We start from the raw sequence: 21091 nt of genomic DNA, 5'->3' as shown, positions 1-21091 counted from the left end.
GATCAGAACCAGTACATAAATTGTATTGCCCAAGTTCTCCAGTGCTTACTGTCATTAACAACAGAGTTAGGTGCTACCACTGGTGTCAATCGGGCGGTACCTTCAAACCAATGGTGCTCGAATTGGGCTTGCATGTTGTCTGTCAGATCATAAGTCAAACCAACAACAACATCGTGTTGATATCCAAAGTAATCACGGATAAGCCCCCCTGAATTTTTCTCTAATTCACTACCATTTTTGTCATCTTTATTGGCGTAGAAGCGCTCTATCCGCGCGAGTAACTTGATACGTTCTTGCCATTGATATCGTGTTTGAACAAAAAGGCCTTGCCCCATATTATCTTGATGGAATTCATCAAAATAAAAGCCGTCCAGCACAAATCGTTCTTGTATAAATTCTGCACTAAATTCCCAGTCCTCAGCCTCATAAAGTGCATTAATCATATAACGCTGCAAGATGATTTCATTATCTTCAAAAAGATCCTGCTGTCCTTTACTATAACTAAAATCTGCATCAACGACCGACACCCCAACTCGCCACTGCGACTCTATTGGTGTCCAAAATATGCTGCCCTGTACATCATAATCATGCGTCATATTTCCTGTGGCAAACTCACTGAGAAGAATTTTAGTTTGTTTTTCAGTAATTTTAGATGTGCCAAAACTAAGGTTGAATTCAAACTCCCCAAAAGTATCATCACTCCTTTTAAGTAACGCAGCTACGCCATCGCCACCTACAGCTATATCGCGAAAACCATCGAAGTATATTGATTGGGGTAAAATGATGCTTGGTCGTGTATGAGGGACATCTCGTGTGCTTGAATAAAGCCAGTTGTAATTTTTATATCGTCCAAAGAGAAAGTTTGCTTGCCAATTATCTGAATGATAGGCAGACCAGTCTAACAGTAAATAATCTAACCTTGCTCCTTCTGCGTAGCGATTACCACCGTTGAGATAAACAAGCTGCCCTGCAACTCTAAGAGTTGGAGACAGTTTATATGAAGCATTGACCCCAACTTCTGTTAATTCAAATGAGATGTCTTTATCATCATTAACATAATCACTATTATTCGATTCAATAATACCTTGAGAGATAAAACCGTGAATTTGTAGGTCTCGTTCTAAAAACTCCGCCGCAAATGCACTTTGACCTGCAAGTAAAACTAGAGCACTAAAGTTGCGTACGATCATATGCATCAACTGATTATTTCGAAATGCTGACAACATGCACATTCTCCTTTTCTGCGATGGAACTTCCTTCTCCATAACCAATAGCGCCAGGCGTAGAGCTAACTGCTTCAACCAGTTGCTTTGGGTTATCTACAACAACCGGGCCAGTACCAATACCGGAATAAGTCAATTTATTCCAGATTCGATCAAGTTGATATGGAAATATTTTGAGGACTTCTTTGCTGAACCGCTGATGCAATTCATTCTTACTTGGAAGTACGAATACGACGATAGGTTGACCATTAGGCCATAGCGGTTGTTTTCTTGAGAAAATACGTCTCAATTCTAATTTGGTGAACTCTTGTTTTTTCACCGAGGTATTTACTATAGCAAACACTTCCTCAGCATCTGCAGCGCACGGAAAGGCAAAAACAAAAATTACAAAGAGTATAAAAGCTTTAATATCCAGTTCCTTGAGTACTACAGTCCTATTATCAATAATACTATCAACACTATATTAGTGTGCAGTTTACAACAATTTAACCAAATGACTATTTTTCAATACTTTAGCTAAATTTTCTTCTCTAATTGTAGTCGTTATCAGACAGACTACCAAGCCTTTTTGTTGGTACATTACCTTTCAAAGTGATAAGACCAGTATTTTGCTGCTAAATTCTTCGAAATCACTATAATAATCGTCTAACTGATAAAGAACGCCAGTTTAACCATCATAAAGTTTAATTTTGGCACCATTTATGTAAGTATATTAAAAAATATACTTTTAGAAGCACATTTGAAGACGATGACCACAAAATCAAACATTTTAGTAATCAACGGCCCTAATTTAAACATGTTAGGAAAGCGTGAGCCTGAAGTCTATGGTGATAAAACATTAGCTGACGTTATGGCGTGTTTGCAAACACAAGCTGGCGAATTCGGGTTAATGCTTGAGCATTTTCAGTCGAACCATGAGGGTGAAATTATTGATCGACTTCATCAAGCATTCCAAAGTGTAGATTTTGTCATTATCAACCCTGCAGCACTTACGCACACAAGTGTAGCGTTGCGAGACGCAATATTGGCTATCGACGTTCCCTTTATAGAGGTTCACATATCCAATGTTCATGCACGTGAACAATTTAGACATCAGTCTTATCTATCAGATATTGCTGTAGGGGTTATATGTGGCTTAGGTATTTCAGGTTATCAGTACGCATTACGAGCAGCGAGTCAATGGCTTGCTGAGCATAAAGAATAATTCCACACTCAACAAAAAGGTGTAAACATGGATATCAGAAAAATTAAAAAATTGATCGAGCTGGTAGAAGAATCAGGGATCAATGAGTTAGAAATCTCAGAAGGTGAAGAATCTGTACGCATTAGCCGTGGCGGCCAAGTGTTCGCTAGTGCACCAGTAATGCAAGCTGCGCCAATCGCTGCACCTGTTGCTGCACCTGCAGCGGCAGTTCCTGCGGTTGATGCTGGCCCAGCGGCTATTTCAGGTCATGTTGTACGTTCACCTATGGTCGGTACGTTCTACTCATCGGCTTCACCAGATTCACCAGCATTTGTTGAAGTAGGACAACATGTTAATGCTGGCGACACGTTGTGTATCGTAGAAGCAATGAAAATGATGAACCAAATTGAAGCAGACAAATCTGGTGTCATCAAAGAAATTTTAGCAAGTAACGAAGACGCCATTGAATTTGATCAACCGCTATTCATCATTGAATAAGCCCAACAAGTAAGGGTAATTCCATGTTAGATAAAGTAGTTATCGCCAATCGAGGCGAAATTGCATTGCGAATATTGCGTGCATGTAAAGAGCTAGGTATTAAAACCGTAGCCGTTCATTCAACAGCAGATAAAAACTTAAAGCATGTTTTGCTTGCTGACGAAACCATTTGTATCGGTAAGCCACCTGCAACAGAAAGTTACTTAGATATTCCGAGTATTTTAACTGCAGCAGAAATTACCAATGCTGTTGCAATACACCCCGGTTACGGCTTTCTTGCGGAAAATGCAGATTTTGCTGAACAAGTAGAACAGTCAGGTTTTACCTTCATTGGTCCACTTGCTGAAAGCATCCGTATTATGGGTGACAAAGTTGCAGCAATTCAAGCAATGAAATCAGCCGGCGTACCTTGTGTTCCGGGTTCTGATGGTCCTTTAACTGAGGACAATGAGTTAAACCTTGCTCATGGTAAGCGTATTGGTTACCCAGTGATCATTAAAGCATCAGGTGGTGGCGGTGGTCGTGGTATGCGTGTGGTTCGTCAAGAGTCTGAGTTACTTGAATCAATTCAGTTAACCAAAGCCGAAGCCAAAGCAGCATTTAACAATGACGTGGTTTACATGGAAAAATTCCTTGAAAATCCTCGTCATGTTGAAATTCAAGTCATTGCAGACGGTCAAGGTGGAGCAATTCATTTAGGCGAACGTGATTGTTCAATGCAGCGTCGTCATCAAAAAGTAGTTGAAGAAGCGCCTGCTCCTGGTATTACACCTGAAATGCGAGCTAAAATCGGCGAACGTTGTTGTAATGCTTGTCTTGAAATTAACTATCGTGGTGCAGGTACGTTTGAATTTTTGTATGAAAACGGTGAGTTTTACTTCATTGAAATGAATACTCGAATTCAAGTTGAACACCCAGTGACAGAAATGATCACCGGTGTAGACTTAATTAAGGAACAACTTCGTGTTGCTGCTGGCCAACCGTTATCTTATACACAAGATGACATTAAAATTGCTGGTCACTCTATTGAATGTCGTATCAATGCTGAAGATCCACGCACGTTTATTCCATCACCGGGTAAGATCACCCGCTTCCACCCGCCAGGGGGAATGGGCATTCGTTGGGACTCTCACATCTATGCTGACTATTCAGTACCACCGCATTATGACTCAATGATTGGTAAGTTAATTACTTATGGTGACAACCGTGATGTGGCTATTGCCCGTATGCGAAATGCACTGAGTGAACTTGTTGTCGATGGTATTAAAACAAATATCGCATTACATGAAGATATTTTGAATGACCAAGGCTTTGTCAACGGTGGTGCAAATATTCACTACCTTGAGAAAAAGCTTGCTGAACAAGAGTAACTTTAACTTAAGCAAAAAGCCCCTTAAAGGGGCTTTTTTTATACGTGCTTTTATCCAATTGACAGATGAATTATTAATACGCCTGATTTATAATTTGCACATATAAAAACTACAACAAGCATCAAATGTCAGAAACAGTATTAGAAAAGCCATTTCCGCCAGCCGATGACGACTGCTGTGGTGGCGGCGCTTGCAATCCCTGTGTATGGGACCATTACTACGCTGAATTACAAAAGTGGCGCATTCAGCAAGCTAAGCTAAAAGAACAAAAAGAGCTTAACACTTAAGGCTAGACACTAATTAGCTTTAGCATTTACTCGCTGCTTTAATTGGCACGCCAATACGACCGCGACTGAACACCACATTAATAAAACAAACGGCGTTGCAGTACCATCGAAAAAAATAGCCAGTATTGGCCCTGCCAATGCACCTATGCCAAATCGTAATACACCAATCACTGCCGTTGCCGTACCCGATTGCTCAGCAAACTCCTGTAAAATCATCGCATCCGCATTAACAGCAATCATCGAAATACTGCCCATGAGTGGCATTATTGTTAGCACGATATACGGAAGCGGCATGCCCAAAACAGTAAGAATAAACAACAACGTTGAACTTAATACAGCTACGAGCAAGCCGTAGGACAACATTTTTCGTGATCCTTTTCGCACGACTAATTTCGAGTTAATAAAATGGGCTATCATTAGCGCTAATACATTAGCGCCAAATAATGCACTGAAAGTAAATTCACTGACCTCAAAGACCGTTAAATACACGAAAGGTATCGCCGTGATATAGGCAAAAAATGCCAATGAAATCATCATTGAGGATATGATATCTAAGCGCGCACTCTGATGAGACAGTACAATTTTATACCGTTTCAAAAAGCTAATATTTGCAGGTGCTTTTTTAACATTTGAATTTGGTAAAAATTTAATCACAAGCGCTAAAATTAAACTGGCATAAATCGCTAACACATAAAAAATGAGCTGCCAATCATCTAACCAAAGCAAACCACTACCAATACTGGGCGCGATCATCGGAGCTAGCATCATGATCATAGAAACATAAGAGAGCCCTTTAGCAGTGTTTTTACCGTAATATTCACGAATAGTGCCAGGCACAACCACCGTTGCAGCGCTACTGACAAAAGCTTGAATAAAACGCACCATAAGAAACTGTTCAATATTCGTCACAAAAGGCAAAATAAGCGTTGCCAGCAAAAAGCCTGAAACTCCCAGTACTACTAGCATTCTTCTAGGACGCTTATCTGCTTGAGGCCCAAAATAAAAGAGTCCCAACGCATAGCCAAATAAATACATGCTCAATGTATTTTGCAGCATTGTCATGTCGGTATTAAGCTCTTGTGCAATGATTGGCATCGCTGGTAAATATAAATCTATCGCCAATGGCGAAAGCGCCATTATCGAGGCGAGTAATGGCAATAAGAGTGCTAATGATGTTGGCACTTGTGTAATCTGTGGCATAGGTCTCTGATTAAAATTTAATTTGGTGCTGGGTATTCAGCAACTAACTTTCCTAACGATTTGATTGCATCTTCAATTCGATCACACCACTGAACACCGTAGCTAATACGCATATAATTTTTATACTTACCTGAAGGTGAAAACACTTCACCAGGGGCGAAACTTACGCCGAGCGAGATCGATTCATGAAAAAAGTTGCTGGTATTTACGTGAGATCGACATCGGATCCATAACACGCTGCCACCTTTAGGTTTAGAAATACACACTTCACTCGGAAAGTGCTCTGCAATCAGTGCCCGCATGCGTTCGCTGTTAAATATCAATTTTTTGCGTAGCACATTCAGGTGTCGATCGTATTCACCGCTTAACAAGTACTCAGTTAACGTCCATTGCTGGAGCATAGGAGTGGAACAAGACTGAGCTCTTTTGATCCGTTTGGCCTGTTCTTCATATTTGCCCGACACTAGCCAGCCGATGCGATAGCCTGGCGCTGCAGTTTTTGAAAATGACGAGCAGGTAATTACTAAGCCTTTATCGGAGTATAGCTGTGCCGGTTTAGGACGCTTTCCTTCAAAATATAGATCGCCATAAACATCATCTTCAATGAGTGGGATGTTCCGTTGTTCCAGTAAATTCACCAACGCTTTACGTTGCTCATCCGTCATCATAGAGCCTAGAGGGTTATTGATGGCAGTTGAAAACAAACAAGCTTTCACGGGGTACTGATCAATTGTCTTTTCCAATTCCGTTAGACAAACACCATCTTCTGTACAGGTGTACACCTCTAGCGCCTTCATACCCAAACTTTCGATCAATTCAATTAGCCCGAAATAACAAGGCGACTCAACCGCAATCACATCTCCTTTTTCGGCAACACATTGTAGTGCAATGGATAATGCTTCTTGTGCGCCGTTGGTGATTAGAATATCACTGTGATCAATTGCAACGCCTTGCTCTTGATATCTAAACGCAAGCTGCATTCGCAGTTTTGGATCGCCATTGACAGGTCCATAACTCACCGCTTTTTCTGACACTTTACTCAGTACAGAGCGCATCAATCTGGCAAGCGCTTTATCTGGCGGGTGCGCATTAACTGGGTTTGAAATGCCCAAGGCAACGGTGTCAGGAATATGAACCGCTTCATAGACCTGTTCAATCAAACTTCGACAACACACTTCGACAGGCATACTGCCAGCCCAGTTGTTAGGCCGCGGTAATAGGGTTCTTGCCATTTGGGCCTGCAGGTAATAACCAGACTGTGGCCGTGCACACACACGGCCTTGCTTTTCAAGCTCGATATAGGCCTGCTTAACCGTAGGCACACTGATCTCAAATTGCTGACTCAACTTTCTTAGGCTTGGCAATTTATCACCTGGTCGCAAGGCTCCCTGAGCTTGTTGCTTATCAATAAACTCTACTACTTGTTGATATAAAAAATCAGAAGAACTTTTATCCAGAAGTCTCATGTATTTCTCGCAATGTAAGATTATTTAGATTAAAACTGTATAGGTTGCATTTCTATTTTTTTGTGTATGTTATTAAAACAAATAATCACTAAACTGTCTATTCATGGAACAACGTTGATTCATGATTTCGTTTTTAAGATTACTTTATTCAGAAAAAGGAGTGTTGTTATGTTATTTATTTCGATGATTAATGCTTTACTTAAAAAGTGGATTGTGGCGGTATCAAAACAGTCGTTAGCAAAGTCACTCGTGCAACAAGAAAATCAAGTGGTTCGCCTGAATAATACGATGAAAACTAAATCGACCATTTCACCCGAACACAGCAGTAAGTGCTGCGATTTGAATTAATAAGGAACAGAGAATGAACAATACCGTCTTGTATCTGTTAACCGTATTAATTTGGGGAAGTACCTGGATTGCGATCAACTTTCAGCTAGGTGACGTTGCGCCAGAGGCGTCGATTACCTATCGCTTTGCGTTAGCGGCAATGGTACTTTTCGCATATTGCGGTCTAAGAAAATTGCCATTGAAAATGTCTTTAAAGCAACACGCGCAAGTCGCGGCATTTGGCATAACGCTGTTTGGCTTTAACTATTTTTTACTGTATCAAGCACAACAGCATATTAACTCGGCACTAAGTTGCATCGCGTTTTCAACCTTAATGATTTTCAACATTATTAATGCCCGAATTTGGTACAAAACTCAAATTTCAAAACAAGTTTATCTAGGCGCTTTTCTTGGCCTTATTGGTATTGTGACTTTATTCTGGCCTGAAATTGAGGAGCTATCATTTACTGATGCCACGCTTTACGGGCTAGGTCTTTGCTTAATAGGTACCCTTTCAGCGTCAACAGGCAATATGATTTCTATTAGAAATCAACGCTCACAAATTCCTGTGGTGCAAGCAAATACCTGGGGCATGTTATACGGCGCAATTTTCATGAGCATTTTGGCCGTAGTTCAAGGTAAATCATTTACCTTCGAGATGAGCATGCCCTATATCTCATCGTTACTGTTTTTGTCTATTTTTGGCTCAGTGATCGCATTTGGTTGTTACTTATCATTAATGAACAAAATAGGGGCGCAAAAAACCTCTTATGCCAACATCCTGTTTCCGGGAGTCGCGGTCATACTTTCTACCTTTTTTGAAGGATTCCAATGGCATGCCTATACCGTCATTGGTTTAGTCACCATATTAGCGGGCAATTTGGTCATTATCGCTAAACCAAAGAAAGTAAAGAAAGTTGAATCCGTACGATCACATGACGCTGATAAGCTAGCAGTCAAACAAGCGACCTAGTACCGCTAACCACAGTTTTAAACGCCTGAAAGTTATTTATGGTGTTTTTCGGCATGGCACTTCCTTCCCGCCATGCCTTTTTTATATTCATTAAAAGTTAGTAAGTTCAACTGTTCCTAGACATCTGACAGTATCTTGCCCGCCAGCTCCTTGACCAATTTCGCACAAAGCTGACTGGTTAAATGATCAATATCTTTGTTGGGGTTAAACTCTACAATATCTGCGCCCACCACAGGCGCATCAATCCGGTGAATAAGATTAATCACTTCACGAGTAGATAAACCTCCGGGTTCGCGGTGCGAAACACCCGGCGCAAACGCAGGATCAATGCCGTCAACATCAAGCGAGATGTAAACCGGACCATCGAAATATAGCGGTTTATCTAATGGCCAATCACGCATTTCATGGCACTCGACACCAAACCTATGAATTTGACTCACTTGATGTGCATTGAGTGTTCGGATGCCAATTTGTACTAGTCTTTTAGCTAGTCCTTCTTCCATGACTCGGGCAAACGGACAGGCATTTGAAAAGCGATTACCTTTGAATGAATCATAAAGATCGGAATGAGCGTCGATATGCAGAATATTCAGCGGTTCAAAATGCTCCGCATAGCTCTTAATCAACGGATAAGAAACACTGTGATCACCTCCTAAACTCAGCACTAAACTATTATTTTCAAGCAATGCATTGCAAGCAGACACTATCTCATCGTTGAAATGATGAAGAGAGCTAAATGTCACCTCGCCGCCATCACACCACCTAGGATTATCACCCAATTCAATGCCTAATTCAGTGCCTTTATTTAAGGAGCCTTGAGCGAGCACCTGCTTTATCAGCGCAGGTGCTTTTGCGGGACCTTTTTCAAGCGATGAATTATCGTCAAAAGGGATACTCAATAACGACAACTTGTTAAACATATCCCCTCCCTATCCAGTTTTGCAATAACAGTTATTCGCTACCAATTGGTGATCCCGGAGGAAGTTTGATAGTTGACACTGGCGCAGCCAATTTACCTTGAGCTAAGCTGTAATCAATTTGCTGAGAAAGCAACATATATTGCGCTTTTTGCTGTTTAAACTTACGGCTGGTCGCTTTTTCATTAAGCCACGAGCTAAGTTCCACAAGGGCAACATACACTTCTGATCTTACTTCTGTGACTAGTTGTTTCTTATGCCACAGTGTAAGTAAGTGCTCAACGACTTGTTGATTAATACGTTGTTGAACCAGTAACGACAAGCCTTTACTATCGGTTTGTTTAATTGTTTGATCCAATACTTCTTCGAACAGTTCTGCAACTGAAGGAATACCTTTATGATCTTTACCTAAAACATTAGATTGCTGCTGCAATCGTGCTAATCGCTGCGCGTTTAACAGTAATGATAAGGTATGTTTTGCCGATGCCTCTGCCGCCGAAATAGGGTCAAAAGTAATGCCCGTGTGACCTTTAAAACTTTCGCGGTTTCTTGAGTAACCGTATGCTTTAGGTGGAATTAAAGCGATCAACTCTTCATCAAGAGTTAACGTTTTGGCATCTAGGGTATTAAGTAACGCTTTGAGCGCTTTTTTCTGCGATTTGCCAGCAACCGCTCTTACCCCTTTAGCCTTTTCATTTGCTTTACTGTCACCTTTAACTTCATAGCTATATTCAACTCCAGCAATCAATTTGGCCGCGGCTTCCACTTGAAAGCGATGAAAATTGTAGATCGGCACTAAGGTCTGTTCAATTTCAGAAAGAGGGGTGCCTGTGGCGATAGAATTAAGGCCAAATTGTTTTAGTGCCAATTCGCGCACCTTCATCACACGCTCTAATTCATCTGCTGCACTTTCGCCATTATCCCAAAGGTGTCCGGTTGCGTGACCACCTGATTTTGGACGTGCATCAGGATCTGACATGTATTGCAAGCCTTGAGCTTGTGCCTTGGCAATTAAGTCTGCAAGTACTTCACTTTCCTCTTTTTGAGCTAAGTCGCTGTAGCCATATGCGACAACGAACTTATCCCAATCACCAATATCGGTATCATAAGCCTGAGATAAATCGATTTTTCCTTTGGTAATTTTCACTAATGGATGCGGGTAGTCCATCACTGATGCGCGGTTATTAACACTGGCAGAAAAGTTATGCGCTATCCCTAATGTATGACCCACTTCATGAGCCGAAAGTTGACGAATACGGGCAAGGGCCATTTCTTTCATTGGCGACGTATCAGCTGTTGCCGCTTTAAATGGCGAGGTTAATCCCAGTGCAATCAGGTAATCTTGGCGCACACGCAATGAACCTAAGGTGACGTGACCTTTGATGATCTCGCCTGTACGAGGGTCAATAACCGAGGCACCGTACGACCAACCTCGAGTCGCACGATGTACCCACTGAATAACGTTATAACGAACATCCATCGGGTCGGCGTCGCTTGGTAACATTTTCACTTGAAACGCTTTTTTGTAGCCAATAGCTTCAAACGCTTGATCCCACCAGCGTGCACCATCAAGTAACGCAGATTTTACTGGCTCTGGCACACCAGCATCTAAATAATAAACAATCGGTTCAACCGCTTCACTAACATCAGCGTTAGGATTTTTCTTTGATAAACGGTGACGTGGAATGACGCGTTGAATTAATGGTTCGTCAATTGCCGTGGCATAATCGGCATGGCTGATAGCCCAGTAGCCGCTGTAAGGGTGGAATACTCGAGTTTGATAGTTATCATCAGGAAGCTCAACTAACGAGTGATGAAAATTCACTGTAACCGCACTGTTGTCCGGTGTGACTGATTTTAAATAAGTCCCTGCTCCTGAGCCTTTAAAAGTAATGGTTGCTTCAAACTCGGTGTTTTTAGGAAACGCTTTCGTGCGTTTGCTATAAAGCCCGCTGCGTGATGCGTCTATTTTAAAATTGCCTTGCTTGCTCTTTTTAAGACGCTCACTTACGCCGTGAATATCAGACAATAAGAATGGTGTGTAATCAACAATTGCAGCGCCTTTATCGCTAGTTTCAGTGACTTTGAAACCCCAAATAATAGAACTGGCAAACGCTTCATCAATAGCTTGGCGTTCAAGCACGTTGTCACTGTTGGCACGATAGTAGGTATTTAGCTGGCGAAGAAACACTTTATCGCCAACTCGCTCAAACTGTACTAAGCGTGTATCGCCTAATTGCCCACGATCTAACCCTATATCATTTGAGCCAATACCATGAGGCATGCTGCTTTGAAATAAAAACGGCTGGTCAAATTTATCAACTGATAAATACACCTTACCCGTTTTGTCGTCTTGATAAAAAGAAAAAAAGCCTTGATGGTGGCTTTTGCCTTTTTCAAAGCTTGCCATATCAGCCATGCTAGGTAACGTGAATCCGACCAATGTCAGTAACACGAATAATTGGCGAAAAAGTTTCATCCATATTCCTTATTATTTTTGGTAAAAATGCTGGCGAATTCATGTATAATTCGCCGGAAGTTGCCGTGAAAACTTTCTTCGCGTTTGATCATTTTACTGCTCAAGCCAAGTGTTCGATAAAAATCACGATAAATGCAACTGATAAACACAAGGTATAAAATATACACTTTATATCAAACGGATCAATCCATATGCCGTTTGAATTTGACTCTAAGGCGAATTAGGTACCCCAATGCAACGACTAGCTCCCGCGTTACGTGAAGATAATGTTCCACTAGACTTGATCTCTTTAATTAAAACCATTCTTGCGGCAACTAAAGAAATTTCTTTCCGTGTTAGCCAAGCACACTTAGGTGGTTTAATGGGCTCAACCCTTGATGAAAATATCCAAGGTGAAGTTCAAAAGAAGCTAGACGTTGTTGCCAATGAATTATTTAAGGACATCGTATTAGAGTCGGGCTTTGCCAAAGCGATTTCTTCTGAAGAAGAAGACACTTCAGTCGCGGGCGATGAAAATGGTAAATTCCTAGTATCATTCGACCCACTCGATGGCAGTTCAAATATTGATATCAATTCACTTATCGGTACTATTTTCTCAATTCACGAAGCGATCCCTGAGTTGGATGCGGGTGATCCTGCTCAGTTTAAACAGCCCGGTCACAAACAAGTGTGCGCTGGCTATGTTTTATACGGTCCATCAACTATGTTGGTGATGACCACCGGCAGTGGTACTCATTTTTACGTACTTGATCGCACTCACGGTGGTTATTTACTAGTTGAACGTAATGTACAAGTACCTAAAGATACCCGTGAATTTGCCATTAATATGTCAAATCAACGTTTCTGGGAAAAACCTATGCAAAACTACATTACCGATTTAGTTGCTGGTGACTCAGGCCCACGAGGCGAGTACTTTAATATGCGTTGGATTGCCGCTATGGTGGGTGATATTCATCGCGTATTAACCCGTGGCGGCATATTTACCTATCCTGCTGATAATAAAAACCCCAAGAAACCTTATAAGTTGCGCTTGATGTACGAAGCCAACCCAATGAGCTTCTTAATTGAACAAGCGGGCGGTAAAGCGGTCACTAGCAAAGAGCGTATCATGGACATAGTGCCAACCGATATTCACCAACGTGTTGAAGTGATCATGGGTTCAGCCAATGAAGTCGACAAATGCTTGAGCTATTATAAGTAACACACTAAGAATTAAAATTCTGAGGGAGCATCTGCTCCCTTTTTTGTTGCCGCAGATAGATAGGTAGTGGGCAAGATGAGCTCTGAGGCAGATCGTGTCGTTACATTGCCATAAAACGATAAGCTCTAACTCATTTAAAAAGCTTACTAGTCGAACAGCAGTGCTTTTTGATAGAATATGGGCCATTAAATTCTAATCACTTTAAAGAGAGCCATTCAATGCCAGCATATGCAGTAGGACATAAAGTTCCTGACTCTGACTCAATTTGTTCAGCGATTGCGTTGTCGTACCTTAAAACATCTATCGGTGAAGACGTTCAACCAGCACGTTTGGGTGAATTATCGCCAGAAACGTTATTCATTTTAGATAAATTCGGTTTTGAACAACCAGAGCTTAAAATGACCTTTGCTGATACCGATGGCATATACGTTGTCGATCACTCTGATCGCATTCAAGGCCCAGATGATATAGACGATACAACAGTGTTAGGCATTATTGATCACCATAAACTAGGTGACATTACCACCTCAACACCACTTGAATGTTGGATTCGCCCAGTGGGTTGTACTAACACCATCATCAAAATGATGTATGACTTTCATGGCGTTGAGATTCCAAAGAATATCGCTGGTGCAATGATGTGTGCCATTTTATCTGATACGGTAATTTTCAAATCACCTACCTGTACAACGGCTGATATTAAATGCGTTGAAGCGCTAGCTGAAATTGCAGGCATTGAAGATTACAAAGCATTAGGCATGGAAATGTTTGAAGTAAAATCGGCCGTCGCTGGTACACCAATTCGTGAATTAGTAATGCGCGACTATAAAGACTTCAATATGCACGGCAACAAAGTAGGCATCGGGCAATTAGAATTGATTGATTTAGCCTTAGTCGACGACATGAAAGCTGATTTACAAGCAGATATTGCTGCGCTAAAAGGTGAAGGTGATTACCACAGCGTATTACTTGTATTAACCGACATAATGAAAGAAGGCTCTGAAGTTCTTGTTGTAAGTAATAATAATGACTTAACTGAAAAAGCCTACGGCAAAGCATCTATTGACGGTAAAGTGTGGATTGACGGTATCATGAGTCGTAAAAAACAAGTGGTACCACCGCTGCAAGACTCGCTCGCATAGTCGATAAGTATACATTGCAAGTAAAAAAGCTCAGCATTTGTTGAGCTTTTTTATTTTCAAGAACAAAAAATTACACGACATGGTTAGTTTTTGACAACGAATCTTTTTATAATGTCCACCCTGGTCAGACCTGAAAGATTAAATGTTCATATTCATACTTAAGGTCTACCTTTATTAGGATGATAGCGATATTTTGATTTAGATTGGATAATTTTAAAATGGGTGTTTTAAAAGCAATTTCATGGAAGTTGAATCGATTAAACATAAAGACCAAATTACTGTGTTTTTTGCTTGTCCCTTTTGCCACATTAACTTTAATTACCATCAATCAAATACAAGATCATTACGTTAGGTTAGTACAAGTTAATAAGAACAGAGACTTTGTTAATATCTCATCCAAACTCGAATCTCTTATTTTTGCATTACAGCAAGAACGCGGGATTTCAGAAGCGTTTATAGGAAGTAAAGGACGATTATTCAATAATGAACTAATTAAGAAACGAGCAGAGACTGATGAACAACTCGTTAAATTAAAGCAATTAGTTCAGTCATTACTTAGTCAAAACTTGTCGTTAGAAACACTCAATGAGTCCATTTCTGTCGAGCAAGAATTTAAACGCTTGATGGAAAATAGCAAGGCTTTATACGCCCAACGCCAAAAGATTGATAAATATGAGGCGCCAAATTCTTTCGAATACTATTCACAGTTCATCACTACGCTGATCGACAGCGTTGAGAAAATTCAATTTGCCACTAATTCAATCGATCAACTCAGGCTGATCAATCAATTCACTAATTTATTGTGGCTGCAAGAACACTCAGGTCGTGAAAGAGGGGCAATCAATGGCTTGTTAAGCACTAGTGCGTATAACAATGTCCAACTTCAACACATTTTAAGTTACTCAAACGAGCAAGATAAAATCATTGACCGTTTGTTATCGGCACAAAACGAGCATGTCAGTGGCAACATTCGTGCACAATTACTGACAGACGAATATAAAGAAATAGTTAACATAAGAAAAAAACTACAGCAAAAAATCGATAGAAATCCATTGATGTTAGATTTAATGCTGCTGTTAAGCATCGACAGTCTGTCTGATGATTTCAATGAATACGCCGAATATAAATCGACGACTTTACTTAAAAAAATAATCAGAAAATTGAGCAAGGCTCACCTTCACCTAGAACAAATAGCGATTCACTATGTCACCAATGCTACTGACACACATGCATTGAATACAATTGAACAGCAGTTAACAAAGCTGGAATACAGTTTAGAGTTGATTCAAAGTGACTCGGCTCTTGCACAAGTTAATATCGACAAGGTTATTCAAGTAGAAGAATTACAAGCGGCTTTACTGCAGCTGCATGAGCTAAACATTACCATTGAAAATGAATTTTGGTGGGACATTACCACCTCGAGAATAAAAGCTTTTCAAGATATTGCAGCCAAGGTGCAAGAAAACTTATTGTTAAACGTGCAAATCAATCAGCAAAAATCAACGCAATCCGTTGCTCGTAACTTGCTGTTAATGCTATTTACTTTGGTCTTATCATTATTATTATCCTATTTGATATTCAAACGTGTAGCTGGCGAAATTGAGAAAATTTCAACGAAGATCCTGCAGATGAAGCAAACAGGAAATTTTGACCAAAAACTGACAGTCTCAGGCGACGATGAACTAACTCAAATTGCAATTTCCTATAATGAATTACTTGATGAACGTGAACACTCTGAACGCCAAACACGTATTTCGGCAGCAGTATTTGAGCATGCTTCAGAAGCAATTTTAATTTCTGATGCGCAAAATAATATCCAACTTGTTAATCCAGCGTTTACCAAAATCACCGGCTATACCCTTGAAGAAGTGAAAGGGAAAAACCCTAAAATATTACAATCTGGTCGCCATGGACCTGAATTTTATCAGCAAATGTGGAATAGCCTATTAGAAGATGGCAGATGGCAAAGTGAAATATGGAATAAACGCAAAAACGGTGAAGTATACCCTGAATTCATCGCGCTTAGTGTAGTCAAAGACATCAATGGCAACATCGTTCAACACATCAGTATGTTTTCTGACATCACACAGTATAAACAGTATGAACAAGATATCTGGTATCAAGCAAATCACGATGCATTGACAGACTTACCGAACAGAAATCTATTTTTAGATCGCTTGCGACACGAAATTGAAATGCAACCACGATCGGAAAAAAAACTGACAGTGATGTTTATCGACCTTGACCGTTTTAAGTTTGTAAATGATACATACGGTCACAGTTATGGCGACGAGCTCATCATTACCATTGCTAACAGGCTAACCGAATGTTTGAGAAAAAGTGATACTGTCTCACGATTCGGTGGTGACGAATTCGTTGTATTGTCATCGAATATTAATGGTGTCGCTGAAATTAAGTCCATTGCGTTAAAAATACTGAAAGAAGCCGCTAAACCAATCAAGCTTTCTAATGGGCAAGAAGCCATTGTGTCCGCCAGTATTGGCATCACTATATACCCAGACGATGCTCATAGCGTTGAAGAATTGGTTAAGCATGCAGACACCGCGATGTATCAAGCAAAAGATGAAGGTAAAAATACCTTTTGTTTCTATATGCCAGAAATGAATATCGCTGTTACTGAGCAAATGCAGTTAGAGCTCGAACTTCGTCGGGCAGTAAAAAACAGAGAATTCACCTTACATTATCAACCGGTATTGTCATTAAAAGACAACTGCATCATTGGAGCAGAGGCGCTTATAAGATGGAATCATCCAACAAAGGGCATGATCTTTCCCGACGTATTTATTCCAAGAGCAGAAGAGTCTGGCCTTATTGTAGAAATTGGTGAACAAGTTTTAGAGCAAGCCGCTTTAGCTATTTGTTTACTCCACGATTTGGACTTTTCAATTCACGTAGCGGTTAATGTATCTGGTCGACAATGCATATCTTCAAATAAAAAACCGATTGAAGACGTGATTGCTGACACCATAGCCAAGTTCGACCTCGACCCACACTCATTGAAGATTGAGATTACCGAAAGTATGCTGTTAGAAGACAGTCAACACGTGAAAAACACCTTACAAGCGATAAGAGATCTTAATGTTGATATTTACATGGACGACTTTGGCACAGGCTACTCTTCACTGAGTTATTTAAAACAATTTCCTATTGATGTCCTAAAAATTGACCGTAGTTTTATCTGGAAAATGCTAGAAGATGATGCAGACGCCAGTCTAGTTGAAGCTATAGTAATGATTGGACGCAGTTTGGACCTTAGGCTTGTTGCAGAAGGTGTCGAAACACAAGCCCATTTAGAGCATATGCAAGCATTACATTGTGAATATGCTCAAGGTTATCACATCTCAAAACCACTCGAACTAGAAAGTTTTATCACGTTCTTGAAAAACACCGATTACATAATAAAGTAAAGTACAGTCAGAATGCATTTCTAAAGCTTTACAATAAACAATAAAGTGCTTACTACGTCAGCTAATAACACGTATTTTATCGATTGTTTTTTGAATTTTATTCAGGACATGGGGTTCCTGCAACAACAGTATTGTTGTCGATCATTGTGTTTTCCCGTACAGACAGATTTGAGTAACTCGTTCTAGCTTTGTTAATCTCTTTTATTAACGTTTCAGGTGCGTCTACATCAAGCCAAAGTCTTTCCACCTGTTCCGGGAACTGCCCTAACATGGCTAAGTAAGTTTGAGGTGTTTTAAAGGTCAGGCTAATATTTGCGCATTGACCACGGCCAAGGATTAGCTGTTCTGACTGTTCATCTCTATTAAATTCGCCTGCGGATGCTTTTTCAATATCATCAAGATTAATAACAATCATGCTCCAAAATGCTTTGTTAATAACGAGTTTATTATCATGATTTAAATAAATAGAGTAATACTTAGCCACTCGATGATTGGCGGTGAGAAAAATCACACCATAGCAAATCAAGGTTGCCACAATCACTGCTGCAATTTCACTCCAACCCATCAATAAATAATAACTCAGTACGCCCAGAACTAAGCAGGCGAATATCGACAAACCCCAATGCATAGATGAACAAGCGTTAACGTTTAGTTGGCATATGGCTTTGATATGATTTTTAGAAAACCTTGGGATCATGTAATACCAACTCGCAGGCTCCCACGCCATTGGAAGCGCTACTGCTAATTTTTTTTCATTGTCTTTATATTTTTCTAGGGTATGAACTCGGGGGTCTCCCGACAGCTTTCTCGCGTTCCAAAGTCCTTTTGCGATAGTCCACATCAAATAAAACTCAAAAATAAGCACTACCGCAATGATTGGGTACTTGATGTAAACAACAAACTCAAAGTGATGAGCAATGTCGGTTGGAAAGCTGTATCGGGCACATGCACAACTTAGCGACAGTGCCAATATCATTTTCCAAGGCTTTTGTTGACCCGCCTTAATTACCCAAAACCAATACAACAGTGGCACAACGATAAAATATCCGAAAACAGCTAAGAACAAAGGCATTAACGTGAGTAAATTACCCTGTAGGTTTATTGTCTCAGGTAAGAACTGAAAGCCACTGACAAAAATAGCTATAGCAACGACAAAAAAGTGAATTCGTTTTTTGACGGGTCTGCGCATGTCATCATCCTTAATCTTTATTGTTTTATTTGCGTCATAACAACAGTCGCAGCGTTTACCTTTTTATTACACTTTTCAAAAAATTTATTTACTCATAGCATTAACCCTCTCACTTTAACTGGATAAATAAACAGTATCAATTTATAGTAGAGATAATCTTTTTAAATGACCTAAGAACATGAATTTGTATATTGCCGAAAAACCAAGCCTGGGACGCGCCATTGCTGATGCCTTACCTAAACCCCATAAGAAACAGCAAGGGTTTATACAGACAGGTAACGGAGATGTTGTGACGTGGTGTATTGGCCATATTTTAGAACAAGTTGAACCTGATCATTATGATGAAAAATATAAAAAATGGCAGCTAGAGCACCTGCCTATCATTCCTGAACAATGGCAATTAAAACCGAAATTCAAAACAAAAAGTCAGTTAACCGTGGTCAGAAAACTGGTAAAACAATGTCACCACATTATTCACGCTGGTGATCCTGACAGAGAGGGGCAGCTACTGGTCGATGAAGTGATTGATTACTTAAATGTCAGTCAGCAAAAACGCCAAAGCATGCAACGGCTGCTGATCAGCGACTTAAATTTAGCGGCGGTAAAGCGCTCACTTACACAATTAAAACCCAATAGTGATTTTATGCCGCTATCTGTTTCTGCTTTAGCAAGAAGCCGCGCCGATTGGCTATATGGTATTAATTTGACTCGCGCATACACCATTCAAGGCGGTAAAGTCGGTTATCAGGGTGTGCTGTCAGTTGGCCGAGTACAAACTCCCGTTCTAGGTTTGGTGGTTAATCGAGGCAAAGAAATTTCCGCATTCACGTCAAAGCCTTTCTATGAGGTCAATGCAGAAGTATCAACTGTTAACAATGAAACCTTTATGGCGAAATGGCAGCCGAGTGAGGCGTGTCAACCATACATGGACGAAGAGGGTCGAGTGCTGGTGCGATCGCTGGCATTAAATGTCATTCAACGTATTGAACACCAAACAGCAACAGTAATTGAGGTCAAAAAAGAGCAAAAAAAACAAAATGCCCCCCTAACTTACAATCTTTCCTCATTACAAATTGATGCTGCTAAGATTTTTTCAATGAATGCTAAGCTAGTGTTAGATGTTTGTCAGTCACTCTATGAAAAACACAAATTGATCACCTACCCCCGCTCAGATTGTCGCTACTTACCCTTAGAGCATCACCAACAGGCAAAAAGTATTTTATCAATCATTGCTCAATCGGGGATAGCGTATGCTGAGGGCGCTAAGCATGCGGATCCGTCGATCAAATCAAAAACATTTAATAATGGAAAAGTCAGCGCGCATCACGCTATCGTACCCACTGAGAAATCACCAAGTAACACTAACCTCAATAATTTTGAAAAGAACATCTATGGGTTAATCGCCAGACAGTACATCGCACAGTTTTATCCCGCCTACTTGTACAACCATACAAGAATTTCGCTTGATATCGCCGGCGGTCGATTCTGCGCATCGGCAAATGTCCCAGAGCAACTTGGCTGGAAATCTTTGTTTAACACAACGAATAAAAAAGCCGACGATGAAGTAAATCAGTCATTGCCACAAATTAACAAAGGCGAAGTAGTGCAATGCGTTAAAGGGCATTTGTTAGAAAAAGAAACCCAGCCTCCTAAAGCCTTTACCGATGCTACGCTACTTGGCGCGATGACAGGCATAAATAGGTTTGTCACTGACAAAGCGCTAAAATCAATTTTAAAAGACACTGACGGGTTAGGCACAGAAGCCACTCGCGCGGGCATTATTGAATTATTGTTTAAACGCGGTTTTTTAAAACGCCAAGGTAAGCAAATTCATGCGACGGACGTAGGTATCGGATTAATCGACGCCTTACCAGTGCAGTGCACAACACCTGACATGACTGCACAGTGGGAAGCGACTTTGAATGACATTGGTGAAAAAAAGGCAAACTACCAAAATTTTATGCAGCCACTATCGGCAACATTAGTAGAACTAGTCTCAAATGCAAGTGCCCAACTGCCTACTTCACTCAAAGGTCTTAAAAGCAATATTAATTCAACTTACAAAAAACGCCGACGCCGAAAAAATGCTGCATGAAGTGTGCTAAACACAACTTATCATGTATTAAATTTATTAGTTTAATACATGAATAAACACAATTTTGCCTGTTCAAACTATTGTAATCTAACAAGTATCACGTTAGCGTAAAT

Annotated in this window: 17 protein-coding genes; 10 read left to right on the top strand and 7 right to left on the bottom strand. The window is 40.4% G+C overall.

Going from position 1 to position 21091, the window contains the following annotated elements; all coding sequences use genetic code 11:
- Positions 1 to 2: 2 nt before the first annotated feature.
- Both QUE03_RS03010 and QUE03_RS03005 read right to left on the bottom strand, forming a co-directional pair.
- Positions 3 to 1226, bottom strand: coding sequence for a hypothetical protein (locus tag QUE03_RS03010; protein ID WP_286264950.1), 1224 nt, complete (start codon positions 1224 to 1226; stop codon positions 3 to 5).
- Positions 1204 to 1566 (bottom strand): type 2 periplasmic-binding domain-containing protein, encoded by a 363-nt coding sequence (locus QUE03_RS03005; RefSeq protein ID WP_286264948.1) that lies wholly within the window; start codon positions 1564 to 1566, stop codon positions 1204 to 1206. The genes QUE03_RS03010 and QUE03_RS03005 overlap by 23 nt, the downstream gene beginning before the upstream one ends.
- A 405-nt stretch (positions 1567 to 1971) precedes the next feature.
- Here QUE03_RS03005 and aroQ point away from each other — a divergent pair, with 405 nt between their 5' ends.
- The 4 genes from aroQ to QUE03_RS02985 all read left to right on the top strand — a co-directional run bounded on the left by aroQ (position 1972) and on the right by QUE03_RS02985 (position 4561).
- Entirely contained in the window at positions 1972 to 2427 is a 456-nt protein-coding gene (gene aroQ, locus QUE03_RS03000) for a type II 3-dehydroquinate dehydratase (protein WP_286264946.1), read from the top strand.
- 27 nt (positions 2428 to 2454) lie between these two features.
- Positions 2455 to 2904 carry an acetyl-CoA carboxylase biotin carboxyl carrier protein gene (accB, locus tag QUE03_RS02995; protein WP_286264943.1) on the top strand — a complete coding sequence of 150 codons (450 nt, stop codon included), beginning with the start codon at positions 2455 to 2457 and terminating at the stop codon, positions 2902 to 2904.
- 23 nt (positions 2905 to 2927) lie between these two features.
- Positions 2928 to 4274: an acetyl-CoA carboxylase biotin carboxylase subunit gene (gene accC, locus QUE03_RS02990; RefSeq protein ID WP_286264942.1), complete on the top strand. Its 1347-nt coding sequence runs from the start codon at positions 2928 to 2930 to the stop codon at positions 4272 to 4274.
- A 125-nt stretch (positions 4275 to 4399) separates the two neighbouring features.
- The gene (locus QUE03_RS02985) at positions 4400 to 4561 is read left to right on the top strand and encodes an oxidoreductase-like domain-containing protein (RefSeq protein WP_286264940.1); all 162 of its coding nucleotides are present in this window, start codon (positions 4400 to 4402) and stop codon (positions 4559 to 4561) included.
- 9 nt (positions 4562 to 4570) lie between these two features.
- On the opposite strand, the gene QUE03_RS02980 is transcribed toward QUE03_RS02985, so the two are convergent.
- On the bottom strand, positions 4571 to 5761 hold the full coding sequence (locus tag QUE03_RS02980; protein WP_286264937.1) for a multidrug effflux MFS transporter: 1191 nt from the start codon (positions 5759 to 5761) through the stop codon (positions 4571 to 4573).
- Between the two features lie 17 nt (positions 5762 to 5778).
- Positions 5779 to 7227 (bottom strand): aminotransferase-like domain-containing protein, encoded by a 1449-nt coding sequence (locus tag QUE03_RS02975; protein WP_286264936.1) that lies wholly within the window; start codon positions 7225 to 7227, stop codon positions 5779 to 5781.
- 168 nt (positions 7228 to 7395) lie between these two features.
- Between QUE03_RS02975 and QUE03_RS02970 the strand changes: the two genes are divergently transcribed.
- Positions 7396 to 7575: a hypothetical protein gene (locus tag QUE03_RS02970; protein ID WP_286264934.1), complete on the top strand. Its 180-nt coding sequence runs from the start codon at positions 7396 to 7398 to the stop codon at positions 7573 to 7575.
- 13 nt (positions 7576 to 7588) lie between these two features.
- A complete protein-coding gene (locus QUE03_RS02965; RefSeq protein ID WP_286264932.1) occupies positions 7589 to 8527 on the top strand; it encodes a DMT family transporter in 939 nt (312 codons plus the stop codon).
- Between the two features lie 116 nt (positions 8528 to 8643).
- Here the strand turns inward: QUE03_RS02965 and speB are convergent, their stop codons facing one another.
- Positions 8644 to 9447 carry an agmatinase gene (speB, locus tag QUE03_RS02960; protein WP_286264930.1) on the bottom strand — a complete coding sequence of 268 codons (804 nt, stop codon included), beginning with the start codon at positions 9445 to 9447 and terminating at the stop codon, positions 8644 to 8646.
- A gap of 31 nt (positions 9448 to 9478) precedes the next feature.
- A complete protein-coding gene (locus QUE03_RS02955; RefSeq protein ID WP_286264928.1) occupies positions 9479 to 11923 on the bottom strand; it encodes a zinc-dependent metalloprotease in 2445 nt (814 codons plus the stop codon).
- A 232-nt stretch (positions 11924 to 12155) separates the two neighbouring features.
- Between QUE03_RS02955 and QUE03_RS02950 the strand changes: the two genes are divergently transcribed.
- From QUE03_RS02950 to QUE03_RS02940, 3 genes are all read left to right on the top strand, one after another.
- The gene (locus tag QUE03_RS02950; protein WP_286264927.1) at positions 12156 to 13124 is read left to right on the top strand and encodes a class 1 fructose-bisphosphatase; all 969 of its coding nucleotides are present in this window, start codon (positions 12156 to 12158) and stop codon (positions 13122 to 13124) included.
- Between the two features lie 218 nt (positions 13125 to 13342).
- Positions 13343 to 14266, top strand: coding sequence for a manganese-dependent inorganic pyrophosphatase (locus tag QUE03_RS02945; RefSeq protein WP_286264925.1), 924 nt, complete (start codon positions 13343 to 13345; stop codon positions 14264 to 14266).
- 218 nt (positions 14267 to 14484) lie between these two features.
- Positions 14485 to 17694 carry an EAL domain-containing protein gene (locus QUE03_RS02940; RefSeq protein WP_286264923.1) on the top strand — a complete coding sequence of 1070 codons (3210 nt, stop codon included), beginning with the start codon at positions 14485 to 14487 and terminating at the stop codon, positions 17692 to 17694.
- 97 nt (positions 17695 to 17791) lie between these two features.
- Here the strand turns inward: QUE03_RS02940 and QUE03_RS02935 are convergent, their stop codons facing one another.
- Positions 17792 to 18883, bottom strand: coding sequence for a hypothetical protein (locus tag QUE03_RS02935; RefSeq protein WP_286264920.1), 1092 nt, complete (start codon positions 18881 to 18883; stop codon positions 17792 to 17794).
- Positions 18884 to 19061: 178 nt separating this feature from the next.
- Here QUE03_RS02935 and QUE03_RS02930 point away from each other — a divergent pair, with 178 nt between their 5' ends.
- The gene (locus QUE03_RS02930; protein WP_286264917.1) at positions 19062 to 20978 is read left to right on the top strand and encodes a DNA topoisomerase III; all 1917 of its coding nucleotides are present in this window, start codon (positions 19062 to 19064) and stop codon (positions 20976 to 20978) included.
- Positions 20979 to 21091 lie beyond the last annotated feature (113 nt).

The sequence above is a fragment of the Thalassotalea atypica genome (assembly GCF_030295975.1).
GTDB lineage: Bacteria > Pseudomonadota > Gammaproteobacteria > Enterobacterales > Alteromonadaceae > Thalassotalea_F > Thalassotalea_F atypica.
The sequence above is the reverse complement of the archived record's forward strand: the minus strand, read 5'-3'. Positions and strand labels throughout refer to the sequence as shown.